We start from the raw sequence: 25,204 nt of genomic DNA, 5'->3' as shown, positions 1-25,204 counted from the left end.
CAAAAAAATGGGCGTAACGAACACGGAAGGCGGCTGGAAGGAGCTTGCATCGGATGAGCTGTTAGTGCTACGTCGATGTTTTATCCGGCACGCGGGACAGCCCATGAAGGAAGAAGAGCCATTACGGCTTACCAGGGGAGCGCTGAGCGGAGCCGAAACGAAGCTGGCACTGCACGGACTGCGCGACCGGGGCTGGCTGGAGGCGGTTACCAAATCGTGGGGCGAACGAATGTTATATATTCCGGTTCATCGGTTGCCGGATCTGTACGAAATGCTGTTGGAGCAACGTCAAAGTACGATGAAAGCGATGGATTCGGATCAACTGGTGACGGTGCATGAAGCGATGACGGGACTGGAAGCGGAGCTGTTGCATGCGTTATCACGTATTGCAGTGCAAGGAGTTCCGTTGACAGTGAAAGGGACTATTCATAAACGGTCGCTGCAAAAGCTAAATGAGCTGACTCCCTTTCATCCGAAAGATTTGACTGGACTTGGGCTACAATATGCGTACGCCGAGCTGTATCCGGTGCAAACGGTGGTGATGATGGACCTGCTGCTCAGCTTAGGTCTGCTGGTGAAGGAAGCTGCTTCTTTTCATGTTCAGGAAGCTGAGCTGGCAGCGTGGGTTCGCTTGTCCGCTTGGCAAATGCGCAAGCATATTCTTGTCACGCTCATGGAAAGGTACGGCAAGGCCGAAGCGTCTATGCAGCATTTTCGTTATATGCTGTGTGTGGCCTCCACTCACGCGGGATCAGAAGGCTGGATTCATATCGGGCCGTTGCTCCAATGGATGACTCAGACAGGACTGATTTCGCAGGAGAGTCTGAGCGGATCGGACCGTAAAAGCGGTGATTATCTGGAATTTTCTGCTATACATGCAAGCCCCGTAAGGATTGAGGAAAACACGGCATCTAATTTCAATCTTAACGGACAATACATGGATATGGTTAGGGGCTGGGTGACAGCGCTGACCGCCTTTGGAATGGGTGATTGGGGTCTGACCGCGTCGGGAGAACTGTGTTTTCGCTGGAACGTACCAGCGCTGGATATGCTTCGTTCCGATGATGAGAAGGATGCGGTTCAGGAGCGAGGTACCTTTTATGTACAGCCGGATTTTGAAATATTGGTGCCGCCGGATGTAGCTTATGATGTGCGCTGGAAGCTGGGATGCTTCTGTGAACGTGTGACGGGGGACCGTATGGTGGTATATCGGATCACCCAGGAAAGTGTTACAGAGGCGATCGAGCTGGGGATGGAGGCTAAAGCCATTCCTGCACTTCTGGATAAGTATAGCCGGACAGGCGTGCCTGACCATGTGCGCGTGGCAGTGGAGCAGTGGGCAGGGGATGTGGGACGGACAGCGTTTGCAACGGTAACACTTTTGCGCTGTGGTACCCGAGAAGACGCAGACACTGCTGCACGGCACCCCGGGCTGGCTGGATTGCTTGAACGGATCGGCGAAAGGGACTTTATCATTCCGGCACGTTCGGCTGCCCAAATCCGCAAGACGCTTGCTACGATTGGGTTAAGTCCGCGCCGGGAGCCGGAGGGGGGAGACGAGCTGGTTCACCGTTATCCGCTGGTTGCGGAAACGGAGGGAATTTGTCCGGATAGCTCCGACAGCACATTCAGGGCGGTGGATACAGAAACGACGAATAGCGAAACGGCTGGCGCAATGGTGGCGGCCTCGAATCAGGAATGGCCGATGTTTTCACAAGAGGGAAGGGCTGGCTTGGTTTACACGGGCCGAACGTTACATTTTTATGAACGGGAGCATACGCTACCCGACCCAGCCGATTATTTTCCAGAGAAATCGGCAGTACCTGCGTCATGGACGAAGGAATGGAGAAGCTACCATACATCCACTGCCCGGCAGCTTATGGAACAGGCAATTCGCTGGCAAGCGGCGGTAGGGCTGCGAATCGGTGAAAAAGAGGTCAAATGGATACCGGAAGCGGTGGTTTCCGGTGAACCGTGGAGTGTGACTGGCTGGTATGCTACCGGAATGGACGGTGAAACGTTGCCCCGCACGACTTTACAGCCGGGGGAATGGTCGGATATGCGCCTGCTGGTTCCTTTTACATAGAAGAGCCAGGATGTGCATGAAACTCCTTCTTCTCAAAAGAAGGATGTGGTATGATAAATGAGTCTACTTTACCAGTAGAACTTTATATAAAGTGAGATGAACATTCATGAGCGTAGCCGAATTGAATACGGTCAATATGGCAGAAGTGCTTATTAACGCCTATGAATTGGGCGATATGGTCAACCGGTCCTTTGAGGTATCGGATTATTTATATTGGAAACAGCGTGTGGAATTGAATCCGTCGATTCAGGCGTGTGTACGCAAGCTGGATGCCAAAAAAGAGCTGTTCGCGGAAACGGAACGCTTTGGGCATTTTCACCCAAACTTTCATGAAGCGAAGGATGCAGTGCAGGCTGTCGAACTGGAGCTTGAACAATTTCAGGAGGTTCAGGAGTTCAAACGGGCAGAAAGGGCGTTGGATGATATGCTCCATGCCATGTCCGAAACGATTGCTTATTCTGTGTCTGACACCATTAAGGTGCCGAGCAATGATCCGAACGTGAAAAAGGGTGGCTGCGGTAGCGGAGGCAAGTGCTCCTGCGGATAGGCCACAGGGATGATATCGAATGGAGGGGAGATGAAGCGAATGTTTGCCGAGCGGACAGGGTACATCATTTGGGTAAGCGATATCAAGGCTGCCCGCAATTTGGAGAAATACGGGAATGTCCACTATATTTCGAGGCGTATGCATTATGTTGTCATTTATATGAATGCAGATCGGGCAGAGGATACCGTTAAAAATATTCGCAGGCTTTCCTATGTGCGCAAGGTCGAACGCTCCTTCCGAAATGAGATCAGGACGGAGTATAACGACGATAAGGAAAAATTAAAAGAGTATGAAATATAATCTTTAAATGGTGTGAATTTCGATTTTTCTTAAAAAAGTCGGCCCTTGGGCTGGCTTTTTTTTATAAAGTCAGGACTTTTGCATAATAGTCTTAATGCTGATAGACCTAAAATTATCTTTAAAAATTAGTGATAAACTTCAATTTTGTAACTTGTAGTCCCGGGTCTATTGAGGTAACATATGAATATATTGGTAGATATAAAGACCTATCTGGTGGGGAGAGTGATCCCGTGCGTGACAAGGCAATGCAGCGATGGAGTACATACGAGCCGTTCTACGTAGAGATGGGCGACAAGAAGGTCGCCGATATTGTGATTACAAATCATGCGAAAACACGCTACTTAGACCGTATAGAACAGAAACAGTCCGAAACGAATCATATCGCCGCCTGGCTTTGGGAATGTCTAAAGCAAAACAGGATGGAGTCCTATTATCACAACGAAGAGGATGTATATTTAATTGATGGTGACCTGGTGGTCGTGGCCGAGTTTGGTGAGTTGCCTGGCGAAATGGATATTGCGGGTAACCCGCTCCACAAAATGATTGTCATTACCTTTTTGGGTCGGATGTCAGAGACCATTGAACTGCGGGATTTGAAGTCATACTATTCCTGGCTGCGCCATTCGCGGCGTATGACACTGATGAAAAGCACTCGCAAGCGGAAATAGACGTTGATTTGGCGGAAGGCATATCGTCAAGTATTTTATCTAGCAGAAGTATGCAGGAATCAACTGCATACTTTTTTTTTGTATAGTATCTATAATAAAAAACCCCTAATTTCAGTGTGTTTTCTTGGAAATTCTTCGACAGACGTTATTCTTATGTTAAAATAAGAACATCAGAGGGGAGAGGGCTGTCAGTATGAACTTTCATCAGCTACATATTTTTTATACGGTAGCGGAGCGGGGGAGCTTCTCGGCAGCGGCACAAGCGCTGCATATGACGCAACCTGCCGTGACGATGCAAATTCAGTCTTTGGAAGATTATTTTGGTACGAAGCTACTGCATCGGTCCACCAAAAAAATCGAGCTGTCGGAGGCAGGAGCGACACTGCTGCCTTTTGCGAAAAAAAGCATGCAGCTTATCCGCGAAGCTGATGAGGCGATGTCTGCTTTTACTCACATGCTGGAGGGAAGATTACATATTGGGGCAAGTCTTACGATTGGCGAGTATATTGTGCCGAGAATGCTGGGGCCGTTTGGTCAGGAGTACCCTCATATACGTATGGCGATGAATGTAATGAATACGACTCAAATTATGGATGATATTTTAAAGCATCAGTTGAATTTGGGGCTAATTGAGGCACCGATTCAGCACCCAGATATCGTGGTGGAGCCTGTGATGCAGGATGAGCTGAAGCTGATTGTTCCTTCGGGACATGTACTGGCCAAGGCCAAGAAGGTAGTTCTGGAGGATGTATTTAAGCATCCTTTTGTAGCAAGAGAAAAGGGGTCAGGTACAAGGCAGGTGATAGAGGATGAGCTGAAAGGCCGCGGTGTTGATGCGTCCCGACTTTCCATCGTTATGGAGATGGGCAGCACTGGAGCGGTCAAATCGGCAGTTGAGGCTGGATTAGGCATTACGATGCTATCGCCTTCTTCGGTGAAGCATGAGGTTACACTCGGATTGCTTAAAATTGTAAATATTTCCGATATCACCTTCAAACGCGAGTTTTATGCCATCCATCTGAAATCAGCACTGCTGCCGATTCCGGTGGTAACCTTTCTGTCATTCTTGCGTCGTCATGATCAGGGAACGGATGTGTCCGGGGATACGGTGAACGAGCTTGCAGAGATGAAAGAGGAGGAGAATGCGTAATGAAGGAGCATACGAATTCGGGACGATACGATTTGCACACTCACACTCAGGCATCTGATGGAATGCAGCCACCAGCGGACAATGTGCGTTGGGCCAAGGAAAAAGGACTGGCAGGGGTTGCAATTACGGATCACGATACGGTAGCCGGGCTGGAGGAAGCTCTTGAGGAAGGGCGGCGATTGGGCATTACAGTGGTGCCGGGTGTGGAAATTAGCACACGGGCAGGCGGTAAGGATATTCATATACTCGGTTATTTTATGGATTACCGTAATGAAGTTTTTTTGGAGCGGTTGGAAAAGCTGCGTCAGGCGAGGGATGCTCGCAATGATCTGATTTTGAGTCGGCTGCGTAGCCTGGGTGTGGAAATCACACTCGATGAGGTGGTAGCTACGATGGGCAGGCCGCTGGCCCCGGATGAAAGCATTGGACGTCCGCATATGGCGGATACGCTGGTACAAAAAGGCTATGCGAAGGATATGAGGGATGCGTTTGACCGTTATTTGGCAGAGGGAGCGCCCGGTTATGTGTCTGTGCCCCGAGTGGGGCCTGCGGAGGCCATAAGCTGGATTCGGGAAGCAGGCGGGGTACCTGTGGTGGCTCACCCTGGATTGTATGGCAATGATGAGCTGGTTCGCTCCATTGTAGAGGAGGCAAAGCCTGCGGGCCTGGAGGTGCGACATTCAGACCATGATGCGGAGGCTGAGAGTCGATACGCCGCGATGGCGGCACATTACGAGCTGATCCCGACTGGTGGCTCGGATTTTCATGGTGCGCGCCAAGGCGTCATTTTTCACGGTGATCTGGGCAGCCGCACTGTGGAGAGTCAGGTTGTGGAGGAATTGAGAAAGGCTGCTGTTGGACAAAAGTAAGTGCACATATTGGCTAACACTAATAGCCCCTTATCTTGTGCTTGCACACATGAAGTGTGGTTTGCACAAGATAAGGGGCCTTGGGTCGATTCAAGGGACTTGTCCGCTATGCTGTGTTTCGAGGCGGGCGTTCCTGAATGGATAATGGTTTACAATATTTCCCGGTTTTTCTCAGCCGTTTTTGATGCGATTCGGCAGCTTTTTGACCAGATTCTCATCGGGTGTGATAAAGAGCGTACGCTGATGATCATAGATGACAAAGCCGGGTTTGGCTCCGCTAGGCTTGCGCACATACCGGATTAAGGTGGCGTCTACGGGCACGCTGCTGGACTGTTTGGCCTGGCTGAAATAGGCAGCGAGCTGAGCAGCTTCCTCCAGCGTTGCATCTCCAAATTGCTCGGCGCGAATAACGACGTGTGACCCCGGAATATCCTTTGTATGCAGCCACGTGTCATTAGGCCCGGCTAGTCGGTTCGTTACATATTCGTTTTGCAAGTTGTTTTTGCCGACCAGCAGCTCGATGCCTTCGGATGACGTATATACGTGTAAGGTTGGACGGTCAGTTTTCTTCTTTTTCTTCCCTTTTTTGACCCGGTCTCTGAGATAGCCTTGTTGAACCAGTTCTTCACGTATTTCCTCGATATCGTTCATGGAGGCATGAGCCAGTTGCTGTAGGAGATTGTCCATATACCGAATTTCTTCGTGTGTTTTCTCCAGTTGTTCATCAATGACAGCCAGGCTGTTTTTATATTTATTGTACTTTTTGAAGTACCGTTGCGCATTATCCGATGGGCCCAGCAACGGGTCCAGCGGGATGGTCATCGGACGCTGTTCTTCATCATAAAAGTTAGTGAGCGTCACTTCCTTGTCGCCCTTCTTCACTTCATGCAGCGAAGAGAACAGCAGCTCCCCATAAATGCGAAATTGATCGGCATCCTCCGCCTCAGCTAAATCCTGATGCAGATGGTCGAGTTTTTTTACGTTTTTGGTCCGTTCGTTTTGCAGGAAGCGCAGCAGGTCGCTGACCTTTTGCTTGACCGTATCCCGTTCTGCTTTTTCACCGAAAAAGTCCTCCATACACTCGCTGATCGTAGTGTATTCTTTGCGCTCTCCTTGAATCAACGTGAGGGGAATGGCTGAAAATATCACTTTTTCCTGTGCGTTCAGACCGGATACCGGCTGAAAACGATGATTCCGCACGTCGTCCATGATGTGACTGAATGTATTCCACAGCGGACGATAATCGTCAGCAGGTGCTTCGTTGGAAACTCGGGTCAGCATCTCCTCGGCAATGAGGGGACTCAGTCCAGTAAAGGTGTTCACGATCCAGCGTTTGGGAGCTTCTTCGGCTTCGATAGCTGTCTGATATGAGGATGCAAAAGCCGTTTCTTCCGTTTCCAGCGGATTCAGCTTGTTTTGTTCAGGAGGCTCCGTGTATTGAAAGCCTGGCATGATGATCCGATAGCTGCTGATGGACGGTGTGACATGATGGATGCCGTCCAGCATAACGCCTGTTTCCGGGTCAAGCAAAATAATGTTGCTGTGTCTGCCCATCAGCTCAATGATAATCCGCTTGAGTGAAATATCCCCCAGCTCATCGCGCTGACGCACATCCATGTGAATAATACGTTCCATACCTACCTGAGTTATTTTCTCGATGATACCACCTTCGCAGTGCTTACGAAGCAGCATACAGAACATAGGGGCCTCCGTCGGATTGAGAAAGCTTTGTTCTGTAAAATGTACACGCGGGAATGTCGGGTTGGCCGACAGCAGCAGCTTGACGCTCCCACCTTGAGCCCGCAGATTCAGTAAGATATCGTGATCGTTTGGCTGATGTATTTTATTGATGCGCCCGCCCCGGATGCCTTGCAGCTCGTGTACGATAGCGCGGGTTACGATTCCGTCCAATGCCATAATGTCTGTTCTCCTTTGAAGCAAATATTTTTGCCTTCCTTCTATGATACATAACTTTGGGACAAAACTTAAGCGGCATTGTGATATTTCAGGTCCTGTCCGAATAGATTGAATCTAGAAAGTCTGTCCAGCTTATCAGCATTCGGGGCACAAAAACGCAATAACGGGCAGCCATCCTACGCACTACCGACGGAAACGGACTATCTGACCGGGAGGGAATTGGGGAGAATGGAACAAACACACTGGCACCAATTAAGCAATGAACAGCTTTCAACAAGCCTGGAAGTCGACCCGAAGCAGGGTCTTTCGGAGGAACAGCTCGCGGAAAGAAGAGAAAGGTCAGGATGGAATGAGCTGAGTGAGGGGAAGCGTGTCTCGCCGATCCTGCTGCTGCTGAATCAGTTCAAGGATTTTATGATGCTCGTACTGATGGGAGCCACACTGATATCCGGCCTGCTCGGTGAATATCTGGATGCGATTACCATTATTGCTATTGTTGTGCTGAATGGAATTCTTGGTTTTGTGCAGGAGTTTAGAGCGGAACGTTCACTTCGAGCTTTGAAGCAGCTGTCCGCTCCGACCGCTAAAGTACTGCGGGGAGGCAAACGGATTCAGATTCAGGCCAGAGAGCTGGTACCGGGTGATATCGTGCTATTGGAAAGCGGCGATCGTATTCCCGCGGATATAAGATGGCTGAGCACGAACGGCTGCGATGTGGAGGAATCCGCCCTGACTGGCGAATCGGTTCCAGTGAGCAAGCATTGCCGCCCTATTCATGCTGCCGAGGTACCGCTGGGAGATCAAAAGAACATCGGCTTTATGGGCACCATGATAACCAGAGGTACAGCTCAGGGGGTCGTTATTCGTACAGGCATGAATACGGAAATGGGCAAAATCGCAGACTTGATCCAAAATACGGAGTCTCAGGAGACCCCGCTACAGCACAGACTGGAGCAACTGGGCAAAATTCTGATCATCGTAGCACTGGCGTTAACGGTGCTTGTCGTCGTTGCAGGTATCCTGCATGGACAGCCAGCGATGAGTATGTTCCTGGCCGGGGTGAGCTTGGCTGTAGCGGCTATACCGGAAGGCTTGCCTGCCATTGTGACGATTGCGCTCGCCTTGGGCGTGCAGCGTATGATCAAACGCAAGGCGATTGTGCGTAAGCTGCCTTCCGTTGAAACGCTCGGATGTGCGTCTGTCATATGCTCCGACAAAACGGGTACGCTGACCCAGAACAAAATGACGGTTACCAAGCTATGGGTGGACGGTCGCTTCTGGGGAGTGACGGGAGAGGGCTATGACCCGCACGGACATATTATGGACAGGGATACTCCTGCGGATCTCAAAAACGGACAATCACTTCGCAGACTGCTGCAAGCAAGCGTGCTATGCAACAACGCGGAAATTGTTCAAGCCGACATGGATGAGCTGCGTTCGAAAAAGAAAGCCAAGGAGGTGACGCCGACCGCTGTTTGGGAGCTGAAAGGCGACCCGACGGAGGGGGCGCTTGTCACGTTAGCCGCCAAGGGCGGGGTTACGCGCCAAGGGCTGTATGAGCTGTATACACGGGAACGCGAATTTCCTTTTGACTCGGAGCGGAAACGGATGTCTGTACTTGTACGGCATCAGGGAGGGCAGATCGTCTTTGCCAAAGGCGCGCCGGATGTGCTGTTGGGTCAGTGCTCCTACATTTTATGGGAAGGAAATGTCGTTCCCCTGACAGGCACGTTGCGCCAAAAGGTGCTGGCAGCCAACGAAGGAATGGCCTCAGAGGCACTACGTGTACTCGGCGTCGCTTACCGGGATATCCGCTCGCATGAGCGTGTCGTCTCGGTGGAAGAGGCTGAGAATCAGCTCATCTTCATCGGCCTCACAGGCATGATTGATCCGCCGCGCCGAGAGGCCCGCGAAGCCATTGGCAAGTGCCGACGTGCGGGTATCCGCACCGTGATGATTACGGGCGATCACGGTACAACGGCCGAGGCCATTGCGCAGCAGCTAGGCATTTTTCAGCGCGGCTCGCATGTGCTGACTGGACAGCAGCTGTCTGTGATGGATGATGCGGCGCTGGACAAAGCAGTTGACATTGTCTCCGTGTATGCGCGGGTGTCCCCGGAGCACAAGCTGCGGATTGTCAAATCGCTGCAAAGACGCGGGCATGTCGTAGCCATGACTGGAGACGGCGTGAATGACGCGCCAGCGATCAAGGCGGCGGATATCGGTATTGCGATGGGCATTACGGGAACGGACGTGACCAAGGAAGCGGCTGCGCTCGTGCTCAGCGACGATAATTTCTCGACGATTGTAGCGGCGATTGAGGAAGGGCGGAACATTTACGAAAATATTCGTAAATTTATCCGTTATCTGCTTGCCTCCAATGTCGGTGAAATTTTGACGATGTTTTTCGCAATGATGGCGGGTCTGCCGTTGCCGTTGCTTCCGATTCAGATTTTATGGGTGAACCTGGTGACCGACGGGCTTCCGGCGATGGCTCTGGGTGTGGATCAGCCGGAAAAGGATCTCATGGAGCACAAGCCACGCGGCGCGAAGGAAAATATTTTCGCCCGCCGTCTCGGGTGGAAAATCATTAGTCGCGGCCTGCTGATCGGCTTATGTACGCTTGCGGCTTTCTGGCTGACGCTGCGTATCGCGCCTGATGACGCAGGACAACTGGTCAAGGCACAGTCGGTCGCCTTCGCTACGTTGGTGCTGGCACAGCTCATTCATGTGTTCGATTGCCGCAGTTCCCGTTCTATTTTCCACCGTAATCCGTTTCAAAATAGTTATCTCGTACTTGCCGTGCTGTCATCGGTGGTACTAATGCTGGTGGTTATGTACGTACCTGTGCTGCAACCTATTTTCAAAACGGTGCCGCTCGGCTTCCGCGAATGGGCGCTTTCCATTGTCGCTGCCGGTATTCCGACCTTCCTGATGGGGGCGGGAAGCGTATGGGGCGGCAGACGCAACCATCGTCGTGGCGGACATACCCGCTTAGCTCCGGGACGTACGAAGTTTTCGGCTTAAGCTTCCGGCTCTACTCGGGTACAGACACCCATGTATCACTTTTCCCTTTTTGCTCTGTATGCTATCATGGAATCAAAGCTTCATAAAGGAGCATGAGATTAGCAGCAATGGCGGGGGGAAGCTATGGAATTCACAAAAATGCACGGATTGGGTAATGATTTTATCGTTTGGTTTGGGCATCAGGAATTGCCTTCTGACGCTTCGGAATTGGCTGTTCGGCTGTGTGACCGACATTTTGGTGTCGGCGCTAACGGTCTGGTATATATATTGCCATCTGAAAAAGCGGATTTCCGCATGCGCATTATCAATTCGGACGGCTCGGAGGCTGAGCAATGTGGAAATGCCATCCGTTGTGCAGCCAAATATGTGTATGACCGCAAGCATATCAACCGTGAAGAGATTACGATCGAGACGCTGGGTGCAGGTGTGCAGAAGGTTGAACTGACTGTAGAGAACGGACTTGTACGTATGGTGAAGGTAGATATGGGAGAGCCGATTCTGGAGGGTTTGAAAATTCCTACTACGCTGGATCTGGCTAGTGTCATCAACCAGTCCATCGAAGCTGGAGGCAATGGCTTTCGTTTTACAGCTGTATCTATGGGCAATCCGCACTGTGTCATTTATGTTGAAGATGCGCCAAGCTTTGATCTGGAAGCCTGGGGGCCGAAGCTGGAATGCCATCCGTTGTTCCCCAAAAAAACAAATGTTGAGTTCGCTACGGTACGAAGCCGGGACCAAATTGACATGAGAGTATGGGAGCGGGGAGCCGGGCCTACGTTGGCATGTGGAACTGGAGCCTGTGCTACGCTTGTAGCGTCTGTACTGAACGGATACAGTGACCGCCGCGCGATTGTCAGCCTAAAGGGCGGCGATCTGGATATCGAATGGAACGAGAATGACAATCATGTATATATGACAGGTCCGGCTGAGGTTGTGTACGATGGTCGTTTGTCCTGAAATAAGCGAATACAGTGTGCGATAAAGAATGATATAGGTAAGTGTGATGAAGACCTTAGCGGGTCTTCTTTTTTTTGCCTTTTTTCGTGTGAAATGAAGGGAATACGGGGAGCGAAGCAATATTCTGTCTTTTTTTGACGTCTGAACCATGTATAATATAGAAAATGAGAAAACGATAAGGAGGCCGTTCATGGTGCGGAAATTTCGTTGGATTTCAGCGTTTGCAGCCCTTTTATTTGTAGTCGCCGCGCTTCCGGCTCAGGCCGCGATCGTTCCTGCTACTGCGGAAAAAACGACTGATAAGCAGGTCGGCTCGCTAACCCCTACTGTCGTGAAACGTTTGGAAAAGGCAGTACAGGAACTCATCGGTACGAAGACGGCATTTCAATTTGACGATGTGACGGATATGGGTAAAACCTGGATTGTCGAGGGCGGACTGGAGGATGGAACAGCTACGTTTCAGACGGAATATAATAAGGAAAAAAACAGAGTGGATTCTACAACCGTTCGATATAAAATAAGCAGCTTGGCAAAGGCGATGGACGCGCCACTCAAAACTAAAGTGCTGAACAGCGCCAAAGCGTTTGATAGCAAGCGTCCTATGCAATTTGAGGCATTCTGGCGGGTTAAATCCCCTTTCCAATCTAACAAGCCTTCGAATTATTGGGTATTCTGGGGTGCAGGGGAAAAGGCTTCCTCATTGTACGTTGATGTGGATCGCGGCAACAGCATCACCATTAATGCCGACTACCCGCTGAAGCAGGTGGACCCTATGTTGCTAAAGCGTGCGGCGAACAGCTTCAAGCGCGTTAGCGGACAGCGTATCACGGTGCAGCATGCTTCGCGTTACAAGGACGAGGCAAAGGGGCTTTCTTATTGGTCGTTTGAGGATGCAAACGAGGCGAGTGAGGTCAAAATTGGCGCAGTAACCGGCAAAGTGCTGGCTGTATCCACCTTTGGGGTGGACTGGAACGATGACGCGGATTTCAAAAAGTCGTTTGCCAGCCCGAAATATACGGCCTCTGAAGCTTTGAAGCTGGCTAAGCCCAAGGTTCAGCTGTTATTTAACATCGATTTATCCGATTATAATGTGGGAATCCAAGGAAATGCATATACATTTTCCAAAAAGCAAAAGGGAACGCCCTCTATTGTGGGTAAAGTGAATAAAAAAGGAACTTTTTACGCATTCTCTCTTCATTCTTCTGGTGGGAAATTGCAATAAATGTAGTAGAAAATAGCAATGATGAGTCAAGTTGCTTCGCTCCTGATCGCATAATAATGGGGAGCGGGGTGGCTTTTTTTGTTTTTGGCTTATGTTTGCAGTCTCTTTATGTTACATTAGTATGAAAATAAAGAGCGGGGTGGAGAAGAGGATATGAAACCGGATTTGCGTACTGTACTGGATCGTGAAATTATTGTCGGAGACGGCGCAATGGGAACCTTTTTATATCAGCTTGGATTTCCGGTAAATACTTCTTACGAAGAGCTGAATATAACGTCGCCTGACGTCATATCAGACGTGCATCGTCAGTATTTACAAGCGGGAGCACGGTTGCTGGAGACCAATACGTTTTCTGCAAACGATTATAAGCTGGCCCGATTCGGGCTGGAATCCAAGGTGGAAGAAATTAACCGTGCCGGGGTGAGAATTGCCAGAGCAGCGGCTGACCCGGAGCATTATGTGGTGGGTGCGGTAGGTTCCATATGCGGTGGCAAACGACTTAATATATCCAAGGCAGAGCTGGCACGTAACTATGATCAGCAGATTGATGCACTTCTCTCCGAAGGGGTAGACGGCATTTTGTGCGAAACGTTCTATTCGCTGGATGAAGTGCGCATTGCGCTTCGTGGTGTACGTAAATACAGTAGTATTCCGGTGATTTGTCAGTTCGCGGTCGATCAGGTTGGTCGTACACAGGAAGGCTTTTCGGTGGCGGAGGCTTTTACGGTGTTGCGTAATGAGGGGGCGGATATTCTCGGATTTAACTGCCACTCCGGTCCGCAGGGGATTATGAGCGTGATGGAGCAACTGGATGGTCCGCTGTCTGTACCGCTGTCGGTATATCCTAATGCGGGTCTGGCGGATTATGTGGATGGTCACTATGTGTATGGTGCATCGCCTGAATATTTTGGGGAATGCGCCGCTTCCTTCATAGAGCTGGGTACGAGAATCATCGGTGGCTGCTGCGGTACCACACCAGAGCATATCTCAGCCATTTCTAAAGCTTTGAATGGTTTGCAGCCTCCTCCGCTGGCTCCAAGAGAGTTACTGCTGGATGGGCCAGTCATTGTGGCTGAGCCGGAACAGATTGCACGTGAAGGGGAACAGGGCAACGGTAGAAACGCCAGCGAACCCAACATTGTGGAATTGGTCAAGGAACGGCATACGGTCATTGTAGAGCTTGATCCTCCGCGCGATCTGGACATTACGCGGTTCATGCAAGGGACACAGGCGTTGAAAGCGGCCGGGGCCGATGCGCTTACGCTCGCAGACAATTCACTTGCGGTTACTCGCATGAGCAACATGGCGCTTGGACATCTGGTGAGCCTTGAAACGGGCTTGCGCCCGTTAATTCATATTGCCTGCCGTGACCGTAACCTGATTGGTACCCAGTCCCATATGATGGGCTTTGATGCGCTGGGCATTGATCATGTATTGGCCGTTACGGGAGATCCGGCGCGGTTTGGTGATTTGCCGGGTGCCAGCTCGGTGTATGATATGACTTCTTTTGAAATTATACGTATGATCAAGCAGTTGAATGACGGTATCGCTTTTTCTGGCAAGCCACTCAAGCAAAAAGCTAATTTTGTGGTGGGGGCCGCCTTTAATCCCAATGTCAAGCATTTGGGTAAAGCTGTGCAGCGGCTGGAGAAGAAAATTGCTTCCGGTGCGGATTACATTATGACCCAGCCCGTTTACGACCGCGAACTGATTATATCCATGGCGGAACAGACTCGTCATTTAGAGGTGCCGATTTTTATCGGTATTATGCCGCTGGCCAGCGGGCGCAATGCGGAGTACTTGCACAATGAGGTACCCGGGATTCAGTTGTCCGACGAGGTTCGTGCGCGTATGTCTGGTCTGGAGGGTGCAGAAGGCCGAGCAATGGGCGTAACCATTGCCAAGGAGCTGCTTGATACGGCGATGGAGCATTTTAACGGTATCTATTTAATGACTCCATTTATGTTCTATGAAATGACGGCGGAGCTGACTTCTTATGTATGGCAAAAATCCAGCCGTGTGCAGGCCCCCTTGTTTCGACTATAATAATCAATTACAATAGTATAATGGATGTGATGCCGATGTCATTGAGTATGACCGGATACGGTCAAGCCATCCTTCATTATGAAGGCTATAAAGTGCGCTTGGAGCTGAAATCGGTGAATCACCGCTATTGCGAAGTGATGATGAGGATTCCACGCGAATGGACTCGTTATGAAGATGGCTTGAGAAGAACGGTTCAACAGCAGATCAAGCGCGGCCGTGTCGACGTCTTCATTCACAGGGAACGTGATGAAGAACAGATACCCGCCGCACGGTTGAATGACACTGTAGTGCAGGCTTACTTGCATGCAGCGGAGCAGCTGGCGGATCGGTACGGTGTGAAGGGAACGTTGGGTATAAGCGATATTCTTGCGTTGCCTGACGTTCTGGGTGAGCCCGGTGAGGCTTGCGATGGAGAGGAAGAGGGCTGGGAAGAGCAGCTTCAGCAAGCTTTGAATGAAGCGTTGCAAGGACTGCTGGACATGAGAAGGCGAGAAGGCGGGCATTTGGCGCAGGATGTGGAATCCCGCATTTCGCGTCTGGAATCCCTGCATCATGAAATGACGGTGCTGGCTCCTCATGTTGTGAGCGACTACCGTAACAGGCTAAAACACAGACTTACTGAGCTTCAGGACGGTTCATTTACGCTTGATGAGCATAAATTCGGAATGGAGATTGCTTTATTCGCGGATCGCAGCAGTATTGATGAGGAGCTTACCCGGCTTCAAAGTCACTTTGGGCAATGCAGGGGATTGCTGCTGTCGGACGAGCCAGCCGGCCGCAAATTAGACTTTTTAATCCAGGAAATGAACAGGGAAGTCAACACGATCGGCTCCAAGGCCAACCATCTTGTGCTAGTTAATTTAGTCGTGGAGATGAAGGCGGAGCTGGAAAAAATTCGTGAGCAGGCTGCAAACATCGAGTAGCTACCTGGTAGCGGCACGGCTGCAATAGTCACATGTATAGGGGGAAAGACCTGAATATGGCAATCAAATTGATCAATATTGGCTTCGGCAATATCGTGTCGGCCAACCGAATTATCTCCATCGTCAGTCCGGAGTCTGCTCCGATCAAACGGATTATACAAGAAGCCAGGGACCGTCATATGTTGATTGACGCTACCTATGGCCGCCGGACACGGGCTGTTATTATAACGGACAGTGATCATGTGATTTTGTCTGCGGTGCAGCCGGAAACGGTCGCTCATCGACTATCCACTAAAGATGATGACAATGACGAATAAAAATGGAGTGTACTATGGCTAAGGGATTATTATTTGTATTATCCGGACCTTCGGGTGTCGGCAAAGGAACGGTAGGCAACGCACTGCGTGAAAAACTGCCGGAATTGACATACTCCGTTTCCGCGACAACCCGCTCGCCCCGCACGGGTGAACAGGACGGAGTTAACTACTTTTTTAAGTCGCGTGAACAGTTTTTGGGCATGATTGAACGGGATGAGCTGCTGGAGCATGCAGAGTACGTCGGTAACTATTACGGCACTCCGCGTGATTTTGTAGATCAGACGCTTGCGCAGGGAAAAGATATTTTTCTGGAGATTGAGGTTCAGGGAGCGCTCAAAGTGAAGGAGAAATTTCCTGATGGCATTTTCATTTTCCTGCTTCCGCCTTCGCTGGATGAATTAAAGGATCGGATTCGGGGACGGGGTACAGAAACTCAGGCAACCATTGATCACCGCATGTCGGTAGCTGTGGATGAAATGAATCTGTTGCGTCACTATGATTATGCGGTTGTCAATGATGAGATTGATTTCGCTTGTAAACGAATAGAATCCATTATTATCGCCGAACATTGTAAGGTCCATCCATAAACGAGGGCTTTACATATGCCAAGCGTATTTAAAGAGAAAGTTACTATACAAGCTGAACTCGAAAATGTACACTGGAGTTCAGCTTGTATAGTCCCAAAACTACATGAAGAGGTGTCTATTCGTGCTGTATCCTTCCATTGATGAAATGATGAAAAAGGCAGATAGTAAGTATTCGTTGGTTGTAGCGGCTTCACGCCGTGCCAGACAGTTGCGCGAGGGTGAAAAGACGACTCTCAAGAATCCTAAATCCCACAAGCAAGTTGGAGTGGCGTTGGAAGAGATTTACGAGGGTCATCTGCGTCTTGAAAGCGGCGAAGACGAATAAGAATTATAGACAATTATTATAACCGGGCGCAATGCCAATTCCTTTGACAACCGCAAGGTTGTTATTTTTTTCGGTCAGGGGGAGTTAACGATGTTGAAGGGGAAAGTCATTATTCTTGGTATTACCGGCGGTATTGCCGCTTATAAAGGGGCTGCGCTGTGTAGTAAGCTAACGCAAAAGGGAGCCGAGGTTCATGTGATTATGACGGCATCCGCGAAGGAGTTTATTACTGAGCTTACGCTTCAGTCGCTCTCTCGTAATCCGGTATACAGTGACACGTTTGATGAAAGAGAACCGTCCGTCGTATCCCATATTCATCTGGCGGACAAGGCGGATCTGGTGTTGGTTGCTCCTGCAACTGCGAATATCATCGGTAAAATGGCGCATGGGCTTGCCGATGATATGCTGTCTACAACGCTGCTGGCTACGACAGCACCTATTATGGCAGCACCTGCTATGAACGTGCATATGTACACTCATCCCGCAGTAATGCAAAATATGGAGACGCTCGTATCCCGCGGTGTCATGATGATTGAGCCGGGTGAAGGATTGCTGGCTTGTGGTTATGTTGGCAAAGGGCGGCTGGAAGAGCCTGAAACCATCGTACAGACGGTAGAACGATATTTTGAACAGCAAGAGCAGGAAAGTAAGGGCGTCACCAACAAGCCGGAGCCACGTTGGTTTGGCGGAGAAGCTGTGGATTCGGGTGGACAATTGCAAGGTTCGCTGCTGAATGGCGATGAACGGCTGTTGTCAGGCAAAAAAGTGATTGTAACTGCTGGAGGCACGATCGAGAGAATTGATCCGGTCCGTTATATTACGAATGATTCTTCCGGTAAAATGGGCTTTGCTATTGCAAAAGTGGCTGAGGCGATGGGTGCCGATGTGCATTTGATTGCTGCAAATACAAGCGTGGAGCCTCCTGTGGGCATTTCAATTGAGAGAGTTCAATCCGCTGACGACATGTATAGCGCTGTGCTCAGAGAGTGGAAAGACAGCGATTTGGTCGTGATGGCTGCTGCGGTTGCAGACTATCGACCGCGTGAGGCTGCACAAACCAAGATCAAAAAGAAAGATAGTACATTTACGCTGGAGTTAGTGAAGAATGTCGATATTCTGGAGTCACTCGGACGCAGCAAGAAGCATCAATTTTTAATCGGCTTTGCTGCAGAAACCGGGAACCTGGAGACGTATGCCATGGATAAGCTGGAACGGAAAAATTGTGACCTTCTCGCAGCTAACGATGTAACTGCTGATGGAGCAGGCTTTGGCGTCGATACGAATGCTGTACAAATTTACGACCGCAGCGGGATGGTAGAACGTATTCCTGTGCAGTCGAAGGAAGAAGTAGCGCGTAAGCTGCTTGCGATTGCGGCTGAACGTATGGGCGGGGTGTTGCATTAATGGAGATGGGCAATTTAGTTGCCAAGGTTATTGTCGATGTGCCCGCCAAGGATACGGATCGTACTTTCGATTATCTGATCCCGGAGTCGGTGCGGCCATGGATTGAGCCGGGTAGCCGGGTTGCAGTGCCGTTCGGCAAACGGACGGTGCAGGCTTTTGTCATCTCGGTAGTACCTGCTGAGGAGCCGCCGAAATATCGGATGAGGGCGATACAGGAGCTGCTGGATTTGGTACCGCCCTTGTCTCCGGATCTGGTAGAACTGGGTAAATGGATGAGCGAACGCTATGCCTGCAATCAGATTATGGCGCTGCAAGTGATGATTCCTACAGCGTTAAAGGGCAAGGCCGAACGTTATATTTCTATCGCTGAGCAGCATGAGTTCACAGATCATTCGCCTGCTGCTGACGTTTTGAATTACGGTTCAGAAGCGGATACACATCGAGCCATGCGGCCGGATATGAGGGGAGAACCCGAATGGGCTCTCCTTACCGATGATGGCATGAGCGACCCGGCTGAACGCCAGATTGTCAGCTTTATTCAGGAGAAGGAGCAAGTCCCGCTTCAGCAGCTAAGCCGCCGTTTCCCCGAAGAAGCGGAGGTTATTAAATCGCTGTTGCGCAGGGGTGTGCTTCAGGAGAGTCAGGTTATTAAAGACAAGCTTGGCAAGAAGACCATGAAAGCCGTGGATTTGGCTATCAGCATAGAAGAGGCATCAGCGGCGCTGGAACAGTTTTCGGCCAAAGCGCAGCGCCAGCGGGAGATACTTGCTTTTTTGCTGGAACGTAGCGAGTTTCTGCCTCTGCCGCTGAAGGAAGTCATGACTTCGCTTAGTGTATCAGCTGCAACGGTCAAGGCGCTTGAGGATAAGGGCTATGTGGTGCTTGAGGATGTAGAGGTGTTCCGCGATCCTTATCGTGGTAGAAACTTCAAACCTACGCAGCCATTGCCGCTCACCGAAGAGCAGCAATACGTGTATGAACGGATCATTCGGCAGTTGGATACGCGTGAGCAAGGAGCTTATTTACTCCATGGAGTTACGGGCAGTGGTAAGACGGAAATTTATTTACAGACGATTCAGCGCTGTATCGAGCAGAATCGTCAGGCGATTGTACTGGTTCCGGAAATATCGTTAACACCACAAATGGTAGAACGCTTTAAAGGTCGCTTTGGCGATCAGGTGGCGGTGATGCACAGCAGACTGTCCGGGGGCGAACGTTACGACGAGTGGCGCAAAATACGCGAGGGTCGTGTGAAGGTGGCGATTGGCGCTCGCTCGGCTGTGTTTGCGCCTTTTCGTGAACTGGGTCTTATTATTATGGATGAGGAACATGAAACCTCCTATAAGCAGGAAGAGACACCCAAATACCACGCGCGTGACGTGGCCGTACGCAGAGCCCATCAGCATGGGGCAGTGGTTATTCTTGGCTCGGCTACGCCGTCGCTGGAAAGCTATTATGCGGCTCGCTCGCAAAGCAGTGACGAGTTTGCGCCGCTGCTGCTTGAAATGCCGACTCGCGCACTAGGGAACTCATTACCCGAGGTGCATATCATGGATATGCGTGAGGAACTGCGTGCTGGCAACCGTTCCATGTTCAGCCGTGCATTGCATAACGGAATCGCAGAGCGGCTGGAGCGCAAGGAACAGACAGTATTGCTGCTGAATCGGCGCGGACATTCCACGTTCGTCATGTGCCGTAGCTGCGGCTATGTGGCGGGTTGCCCGCATTGCGATATTTCGCTCACATATCATCAGCGTTCGAATAATTTACGTTGCCATTACTGCGGCTATTCTGAGCCCGTGCCTCAGGTCTGCCCGGAATGCGGTAGTGAGCATATTCGCTACTTTGGCACAGGTACTCAGCGAGTGGAAGAGGAATTGGCAAAGCTGTTTCCCGGTATACGTGTCGTGCGGATGGACGTCGATACAACGACGGAGAAAAATGCCCATGAAAAGCTGCTCAAGCAATTTCGTGATAAAAAAGCGGATGTACTGCTCGGCACCCAAATGGTTGCCAAAGGACTGGATTTTCCCGATGTGACGCTGGTAGGTGTCATTACAGCGGATTCGGCGCTTAATTTACCGGATTTTCGGGCTGCGGAAAAGACATTCCAGTTGTTAACACAGGTAGCCGGACGCGCCGGACGGCATCAATTGCCTGGAGAAGTGTTCGTGCAAACCTATACACCGGAGCATTATTCGGTTATTCACGCGAGTCGGCACGACTACGGTTCTTTTGTCAGGGAAGAATTGAAACACCGCCGTAATCTGCATTATCCACCGTATTGCCGTCTCATTTTGGTGACCTTTTCTCATGAACAGCTCCCGGTACTGGTTCGACTGGCTGAGAACTATTCAGCCACTCTACAGGGAAGGGCGAGACAAAGGGGCTGGTTCGGCAATATGGATCGGCTTACATCGGATGTGCTTGACATTTTGGGACCTGTAGCTTCACCGATTTCGAGAATCAAGAATAGATACCGATTTCAATGTATGATAAAATGGCGTGGAAATATAGACGCGATTGGTCTGGCTCAGCAGGTGGCTGATGAAATGGCGGAATCCGCACAGGCCCAAAAGCTGCTGATCAGTCTGGATGTTGATCCGCAAATGCTTATGTAGTGTATGCGCAAAAGTTTTCGGCATAGTTAATGCGGACAAGCCGTCCGTACATAGGATAATGTAGCAGTCGCGCTTGTTGTAAATACGACGAAGCTTAAATGAAGGATAAAGAGGAAGGTGTTCTATTGTCATGTCAATTAGAATTATAGTGTTGGAACCGGATGATGTGCTGCACAAAGTAGCAAAGGAAGTTACTAAAATTACGCCTAATGTGCAAAAGCTGCTCGACGATATGGCAGATACCATGTATGAAGCTGAGGGAGTGGGTCTTGCTGCTCCACAGGTAGGTATTTTGAAGCGTCTAATCGTTGTGGATGCCGGGGATGAGCACGGTTTAATTAAAATGATTAATCCTGAAATTGTGTCCGAAGAAGGCGAGCAATTTGGTGCTGAGGGCTGCCTGAGTATTCCTGGGTTAAATGGTGATGTGCGTCGTGCCGAGAAGGTTACCGTCAAGGGGCTGGACCGCGAGGGTAAGGCGATTACAGTGACAGCGACAGGATTGCTTTCTCGTGCTTTTCAACATGAAATTGACCATTTGAACGGAGTTTTGTTCACGGATATTGCGGAAAAAGTATATGAGGTTGCTCCGGAACAGCCAGGACCGAACCGTCAGACAGGAGAGTGAGGTTCGATGAGTCAAGACATTCGTATCGTCTTTATGGGCACGCCGGATTTCGCTGTGCCTTCGTTGAACATGCTGCTGGACAATGGCTACAACGTAGTCGGTGTTATTACGCAGCCGGATAAGCCGCAGGGACGGAAAAAAATATTGACGCCTACGCCAGTCAAGGAAGCAGCGGAGAAGCGCGGGTTGCCCGTGCTTCAACCGACCCGCCTGCGCCAGCCGGAAGCGGTGGCTCAGGTGGCGGAGCTGCATCCTGATCTGATCGTGACAGCGGCCTATGGGCAGATTTTGCCTAAATCCGTATTGGACTTGCCCCGTTTTGGCTGCCTGAATGTGCATGGTTCGCTGCTTCCCCGTTATCGGGGAGGGGCGCCAATTCAGCGTGCCATTATTAACGGCGAAACCGTTACGGGCGTGACGCTGATGTATATGGCGGAAGGACTGGATACTGGCGATATGATATCGCGGGTTGAGGTTGCTATTGAACCGGAGGATACATCCGGTACGATTTTTGAGAAGCTGAGCATAGCTGGATCGAAGCTTTTACAGGATGAGCTGCCCAAGCTGCTGGCAGGGCAATCGGGTCGTACACCGCAAAACGATGATGAGGCAACCTATGCCCCGAACCTGAACCGCGACGATGAGCGTATTCCTTGGAATGATAGTGCGCAGCAAATATACAACCGGATTCGCGGGCTGGTTCCGTTTTCCGGTGCATTTACGCTGTGGGAAGAAAATGTTTTTAAAATATGGGCGGCTGAGCAGCCTTCCATCCATAGTGAAGCAGCTAGTGCAAATGCTCCGGCACCCGGGACAGTTCTGCAAGTGACTGCCCGTGGCATTGAAGTACAGACGGGCAAGGGCACGCTCTGGCTAACACAGGTGCAGCCGGCAGGCAAGAAGGTTATGGAAGCCGGGAACTTTGCGCGTGGCGGCCAGATGAAGCCGGGCACGGTGCTCGGGTGAGCGGCGGTCACTCCCGTCAGGGAGGCCAAGGCAGGGAGGCTGGTGCCAGAGCAGGCAAGACTCGTAAACAGACGGCTAGGGAAGTTGCGTTGGACGTGCTGACGGGAGTTGAGCAGGAGGGTGCATATAGCAACCTTGAGCTGAACCGTCGGCTTCAACAGGCGGGCTTGTCCGCGAGTGACGCTGGTTTGGCGACGGAACTTGTATACGGTACAGTTGCACGCCGAAATACGCTGGATTATTTTCTGAACAAGTTTGTTCAGAAAGGAACGGCCAAGCTTCAGGCTTGGGTACGTTCGTTGCTGCGAATGAGTGTGTACCAGATCGTATATCTGGATCGTATTCCGGATCATGCAGTCGTTAGTGAAGCAGTTACCATTGCCAAGCGGCGTGGACACCAGGGGATTTCGGGGATGGTCAACGGCGTGCTGCGCAGCATGCTGCGTGAGCCGGACAAGCTTCGCATTCCTGACGGGCTGTCAGCCGAGGAACGGATTGCATTGGAGCATTCCCATCCGCAGTGGCTGGTTAAGCGCTGGATCAAGCAATACGGTGTGGATATTGCGGAAGCCATCTGCCGCGCTAATAATGAGCCACCTGCGGTCAGCGTACGGGTGAACACGACAATGACCAGTCGTGATCAACTCTTGAACGAGATGCTTGCGAAAGGGTTGGATGCTGTTCCATCGGCGGTTAGCCCTTACGGAATTGTCGTTCGTAGCGGCGGAAATATGGCGCTCACTTCCTGGTATACGGACGGCTTGCTGTCCGTGCAGGATGAAAGCTCTATGCTCGTCGCCGAGGCGGTTGCACCTGAGCCGGATATGCTGGTACTGGATTGCTGCGCTGCTCCGGGCGGCAAAACAGCTCATATGGCTGAGTTAATGAAGGATCAGGGCCGGATTATCGCCAACGATCTGCATGCTCACAAACATCGGCTAATCCAGGAACAGGCAGATCGGCTAGGACTGGATGCCGTGGAAACGGTCACCGGGGACGCACTTGAGTTGAAAACTCGTTATGCTCCGGCGTCATTTGACCGCGTCTTGCTCGACGCGCCATGCTCCGGTTTTGGAGTGATCCGCCGCAAGCCTGATTTGCGCTGGAGTAAAACTCCACAGGATGTCCGCGACATCACACAGCTCCAGTATGAGCTGCTGGACAGCGTAGCTGAGCTTTTGAAGCCGGGGGGTATTCTGGTGTACAGTACATGCACAATTGAACCGGATGAAAATGAGGGACAAATCACTCGCTTTTTAAGTGAGCATCCCGAGTATGAGCTGGCAGAAGGACATTCCTTCCCGGACGTAACTGATGGCATGGACCATACTCAGCCAGGCTCGGTACAGCTATTGCCACAGCATTTTCACAGCGACGGATTTTATATCGCACGTCTGCGCCGGGTGAAGTAGTTCGTAAGAATCCCGCAGGCAGTCAACCACCAACATTTCCACATTCCGCCGGATATCATCCGGCGGTTTTTGCATTGAGATGAAAAATTTTTACCCCCTCCGGGATTTGTGCTAAAATAGGAAGAATGAAAAACACTGTCTGTGAGAATTAAACAGAACTTAATGAAGAAGGAACGGGTGCAAACATTGATGAAACCTTTTATATATGATTTAACTCTGGAGGAGTTGCAGGACTGGGCCAAGCGTAATGGCGAGCCTGCTTTTCGCGGAGGACAAATTTTTGACTGGCTGTATGTAAAGCGGGTCAATGATTTCAGTGAGATGACGAATTTGTCCAAGTCGCTAAGAGAGAAGCTCGAGGACCAGTTCAGCTTTGTGACGCTTCATGAAATTACAAAGCTGGAGTCGAAGGACGGTACGGTAAAATTCCTGTTTGGTCTGCATGATGATCATGCTATCGAGACAGTTATTATGAGACACAATTACGGAAACAGTATTTGTGTAACGACTCAAGTGGGCTGCCGAATCGGCTGTACATTCTGCGCTTCGACGCTTGGGGGACTCAAACGTAACCTGACCGCCGGTGAAATTACCGCGCAGGTCGTTCAGGCACAGAAAATTTTGGATAAGACGAATGAGCGTGTGAGCAGCATCGTCATTATGGGCTCGGGTGAACCTTTTGAAAATTATGAAGCGACCATGACATTTTTACGTACAATGATTCATGAAAAGGGCCTCAATATTGGTCAGCGTCACATTACGGTGTCGACTAGCGGTATCGTGCCGAATATTTACAAATTCGCGGACGAGGATACCCAGATTAATCTGGCAATATCCATTCATGCGCCTAATGATGCGCTTCGTTCGAAGCTGATGCCTGTAAACCGGCGTTATCCTTTTCAGGATGTTATGGAATCGCTTCGTTACTATCTTGCTAAAACAGGCCGGAGAATTTCGTTTGAATATGCCTTGATTGGCGGAGTGAATGATCAGGCGGAACATGCCGAAGAACTGGCGGACGTGCTGAAGGACATGCTGTGCCACGTCAACCTGATTCCGGTTAACCATGTACCTGAGCGCAAGTATGTGCGCACATCGCGCAGCGATATTTTCAATTTCCAGCGCATTCTTGCCGAGAAAGGCGTCAATGTGACGATCCGGCGTGAGCAGGGTCATGATATCGCCGCTGCGTGCGGCCAGTTGCGTGCAAAGCATATGGAGTTGGGGTGAGA

Annotated in this window: 21 protein-coding genes; 20 read left to right on the top strand and 1 reads right to left on the bottom strand. The window is 50.6% G+C overall.

The features are described 5' to 3' along the window. The first annotated feature begins 7 nt into the window (after nt 1-7). The 6 genes from L696_RS0114255 to L696_RS0114230 all read left to right on the top strand — a co-directional run bounded on the left by L696_RS0114255 (nt 8) and on the right by L696_RS0114230 (nt 5,620). Nucleotides 8-2,086: a helicase-associated domain-containing protein gene (locus L696_RS0114255; protein ID WP_025684236.1), complete on the top strand. Its 2,079-nt coding sequence runs from the start codon at nt 8-10 to the stop codon at nt 2,084-2,086. A gap of 106 nt (nt 2,087-2,192) precedes the next feature. Continuing rightward, the gene (locus tag L696_RS0114250) at nt 2,193-2,633 is read left to right on the top strand and encodes a YlbF/YmcA family competence regulator (protein WP_025684235.1); all 441 of its coding nucleotides are present in this window, start codon (nt 2,193-2,195) and stop codon (nt 2,631-2,633) included. A 39-nt stretch (nt 2,634-2,672) separates the two neighbouring features. Beyond that, nucleotides 2,673-2,933 (top strand): YlbG family protein, encoded by a 261-nt coding sequence (locus tag L696_RS0114245; RefSeq protein WP_014282311.1) that lies wholly within the window; start codon nt 2,673-2,675, stop codon nt 2,931-2,933. Nucleotides 2,934-3,163: 230 nt separating this feature from the next. Next, complete coding sequence (locus tag L696_RS0114240) at nt 3,164-3,601, top strand: hypothetical protein (RefSeq protein ID WP_025684234.1); 438 nt, start codon at nt 3,164-3,166, stop codon at nt 3,599-3,601. Nucleotides 3,602-3,794: 193 nt separating this feature from the next. After that, nucleotides 3,795-4,751, top strand: a complete 957-nt coding sequence (locus tag L696_RS0114235; protein WP_025684233.1) for a selenium metabolism-associated LysR family transcriptional regulator — start codon at nt 3,795-3,797, stop codon at nt 4,749-4,751. Next, nucleotides 4,751-5,620, top strand: a complete 870-nt coding sequence (locus L696_RS0114230; RefSeq protein WP_025684232.1) for a PHP domain-containing protein — start codon at nt 4,751-4,753, stop codon at nt 5,618-5,620. The genes L696_RS0114235 and L696_RS0114230 overlap by 1 nt, the downstream gene beginning before the upstream one ends. A 171-nt stretch (nt 5,621-5,791) precedes the next feature. On the opposite strand, the gene L696_RS0114225 is transcribed toward L696_RS0114230, so the two are convergent. Beyond that, on the bottom strand, nt 5,792-7,537 hold the full coding sequence (locus L696_RS0114225; RefSeq protein WP_025684231.1) for an Rqc2 family fibronectin-binding protein: 1,746 nt from the start codon (nt 7,535-7,537) through the stop codon (nt 5,792-5,794). A gap of 228 nt (nt 7,538-7,765) precedes the next feature. Here L696_RS0114225 and L696_RS0114220 point away from each other — a divergent pair, with 228 nt between their 5' ends. From L696_RS0114220 to rlmN, 14 genes are all read left to right on the top strand, one after another. Further along, nucleotides 7,766-10,564 carry a calcium-translocating P-type ATPase, SERCA-type gene (locus L696_RS0114220; protein WP_025684230.1) on the top strand — a complete coding sequence of 933 codons (2,799 nt, stop codon included), beginning with the start codon at nt 7,766-7,768 and terminating at the stop codon, nt 10,562-10,564. A gap of 123 nt (nt 10,565-10,687) precedes the next feature. Next, nucleotides 10,688-11,521: a diaminopimelate epimerase gene (gene dapF / locus L696_RS0114215; protein ID WP_025684229.1), complete on the top strand. Its 834-nt coding sequence runs from the start codon at nt 10,688-10,690 to the stop codon at nt 11,519-11,521. Nucleotides 11,522-11,714: 193 nt separating this feature from the next. Further along, nucleotides 11,715-12,743: a hypothetical protein gene (locus L696_RS0114210; protein WP_025684228.1), complete on the top strand. Its 1,029-nt coding sequence runs from the start codon at nt 11,715-11,717 to the stop codon at nt 12,741-12,743. Nucleotides 12,744-12,896: 153 nt separating this feature from the next. Continuing rightward, nucleotides 12,897-14,789 carry a bifunctional homocysteine S-methyltransferase/methylenetetrahydrofolate reductase gene (locus tag L696_RS0114205; RefSeq protein ID WP_025684227.1) on the top strand — a complete coding sequence of 631 codons (1,893 nt, stop codon included), beginning with the start codon at nt 12,897-12,899 and terminating at the stop codon, nt 14,787-14,789. 35 nt (nt 14,790-14,824) lie between these two features. Beyond that, on the top strand, nt 14,825-15,712 hold the full coding sequence (locus L696_RS0114200; protein ID WP_025684226.1) for a YicC/YloC family endoribonuclease: 888 nt from the start codon (nt 14,825-14,827) through the stop codon (nt 15,710-15,712). A gap of 56 nt (nt 15,713-15,768) precedes the next feature. Beyond that, entirely contained in the window at nt 15,769-16,029 is a 261-nt protein-coding gene (gene remA / locus L696_RS0114195; RefSeq protein ID WP_005548256.1) for an extracellular matrix/biofilm regulator RemA, read from the top strand. 14 nt (nt 16,030-16,043) lie between these two features. Beyond that, nucleotides 16,044-16,616, top strand: coding sequence for a guanylate kinase (gene gmk / locus L696_RS0114190; RefSeq protein ID WP_025684225.1), 573 nt, complete (start codon nt 16,044-16,046; stop codon nt 16,614-16,616). A 121-nt stretch (nt 16,617-16,737) separates the two neighbouring features. Next, nucleotides 16,738-16,941 (top strand): DNA-directed RNA polymerase subunit omega, encoded by a 204-nt coding sequence (gene rpoZ, locus L696_RS0114185; protein WP_025684224.1) that lies wholly within the window; start codon nt 16,738-16,740, stop codon nt 16,939-16,941. A gap of 90 nt (nt 16,942-17,031) precedes the next feature. Further along, the gene (coaBC, locus tag L696_RS0114180; RefSeq protein ID WP_025684223.1) at nt 17,032-18,345 is read left to right on the top strand and encodes a bifunctional phosphopantothenoylcysteine decarboxylase/phosphopantothenate--cysteine ligase CoaBC; all 1,314 of its coding nucleotides are present in this window, start codon (nt 17,032-17,034) and stop codon (nt 18,343-18,345) included. Next, complete coding sequence (priA, locus tag L696_RS0114175; protein ID WP_025684222.1) at nt 18,345-20,966, top strand: primosomal protein N'; 2,622 nt, start codon at nt 18,345-18,347, stop codon at nt 20,964-20,966. Before coaBC ends, priA begins: the two co-directional genes overlap by 1 nt. A gap of 130 nt (nt 20,967-21,096) precedes the next feature. After that, nucleotides 21,097-21,594, top strand: coding sequence for a peptide deformylase (gene def, locus L696_RS0114170; RefSeq protein WP_025684221.1), 498 nt, complete (start codon nt 21,097-21,099; stop codon nt 21,592-21,594). Between the two features lie 6 nt (nt 21,595-21,600). Next, nucleotides 21,601-22,560 (top strand): methionyl-tRNA formyltransferase, encoded by a 960-nt coding sequence (gene fmt / locus L696_RS0114165; protein WP_025684220.1) that lies wholly within the window; start codon nt 21,601-21,603, stop codon nt 22,558-22,560. Further along, a complete protein-coding gene (rsmB, locus tag L696_RS0114160; protein ID WP_025684219.1) occupies nt 22,557-23,972 on the top strand; it encodes a 16S rRNA (cytosine(967)-C(5))-methyltransferase RsmB in 1,416 nt (471 codons plus the stop codon). Before fmt ends, rsmB begins: the two co-directional genes overlap by 4 nt. 189 nt (nt 23,973-24,161) lie before the next feature. Next, the gene (gene rlmN, locus L696_RS0114155) at nt 24,162-25,202 is read left to right on the top strand and encodes a dual-specificity RNA methyltransferase RlmN (protein ID WP_025684218.1); all 1,041 of its coding nucleotides are present in this window, start codon (nt 24,162-24,164) and stop codon (nt 25,200-25,202) included. The last annotated feature ends 2 nt before the right edge of the window (nt 25,203-25,204 follow it).

It is taken from the genome of Paenibacillus maysiensis, from assembly GCF_000520815.1.
Lineage (GTDB): Bacteria > Bacillota > Bacilli > Paenibacillales > Paenibacillaceae > Paenibacillus > Paenibacillus maysiensis.
The sequence above is the reverse complement of the archived record's forward strand: the minus strand, read 5'-3'. Positions and strand labels throughout refer to the sequence as shown.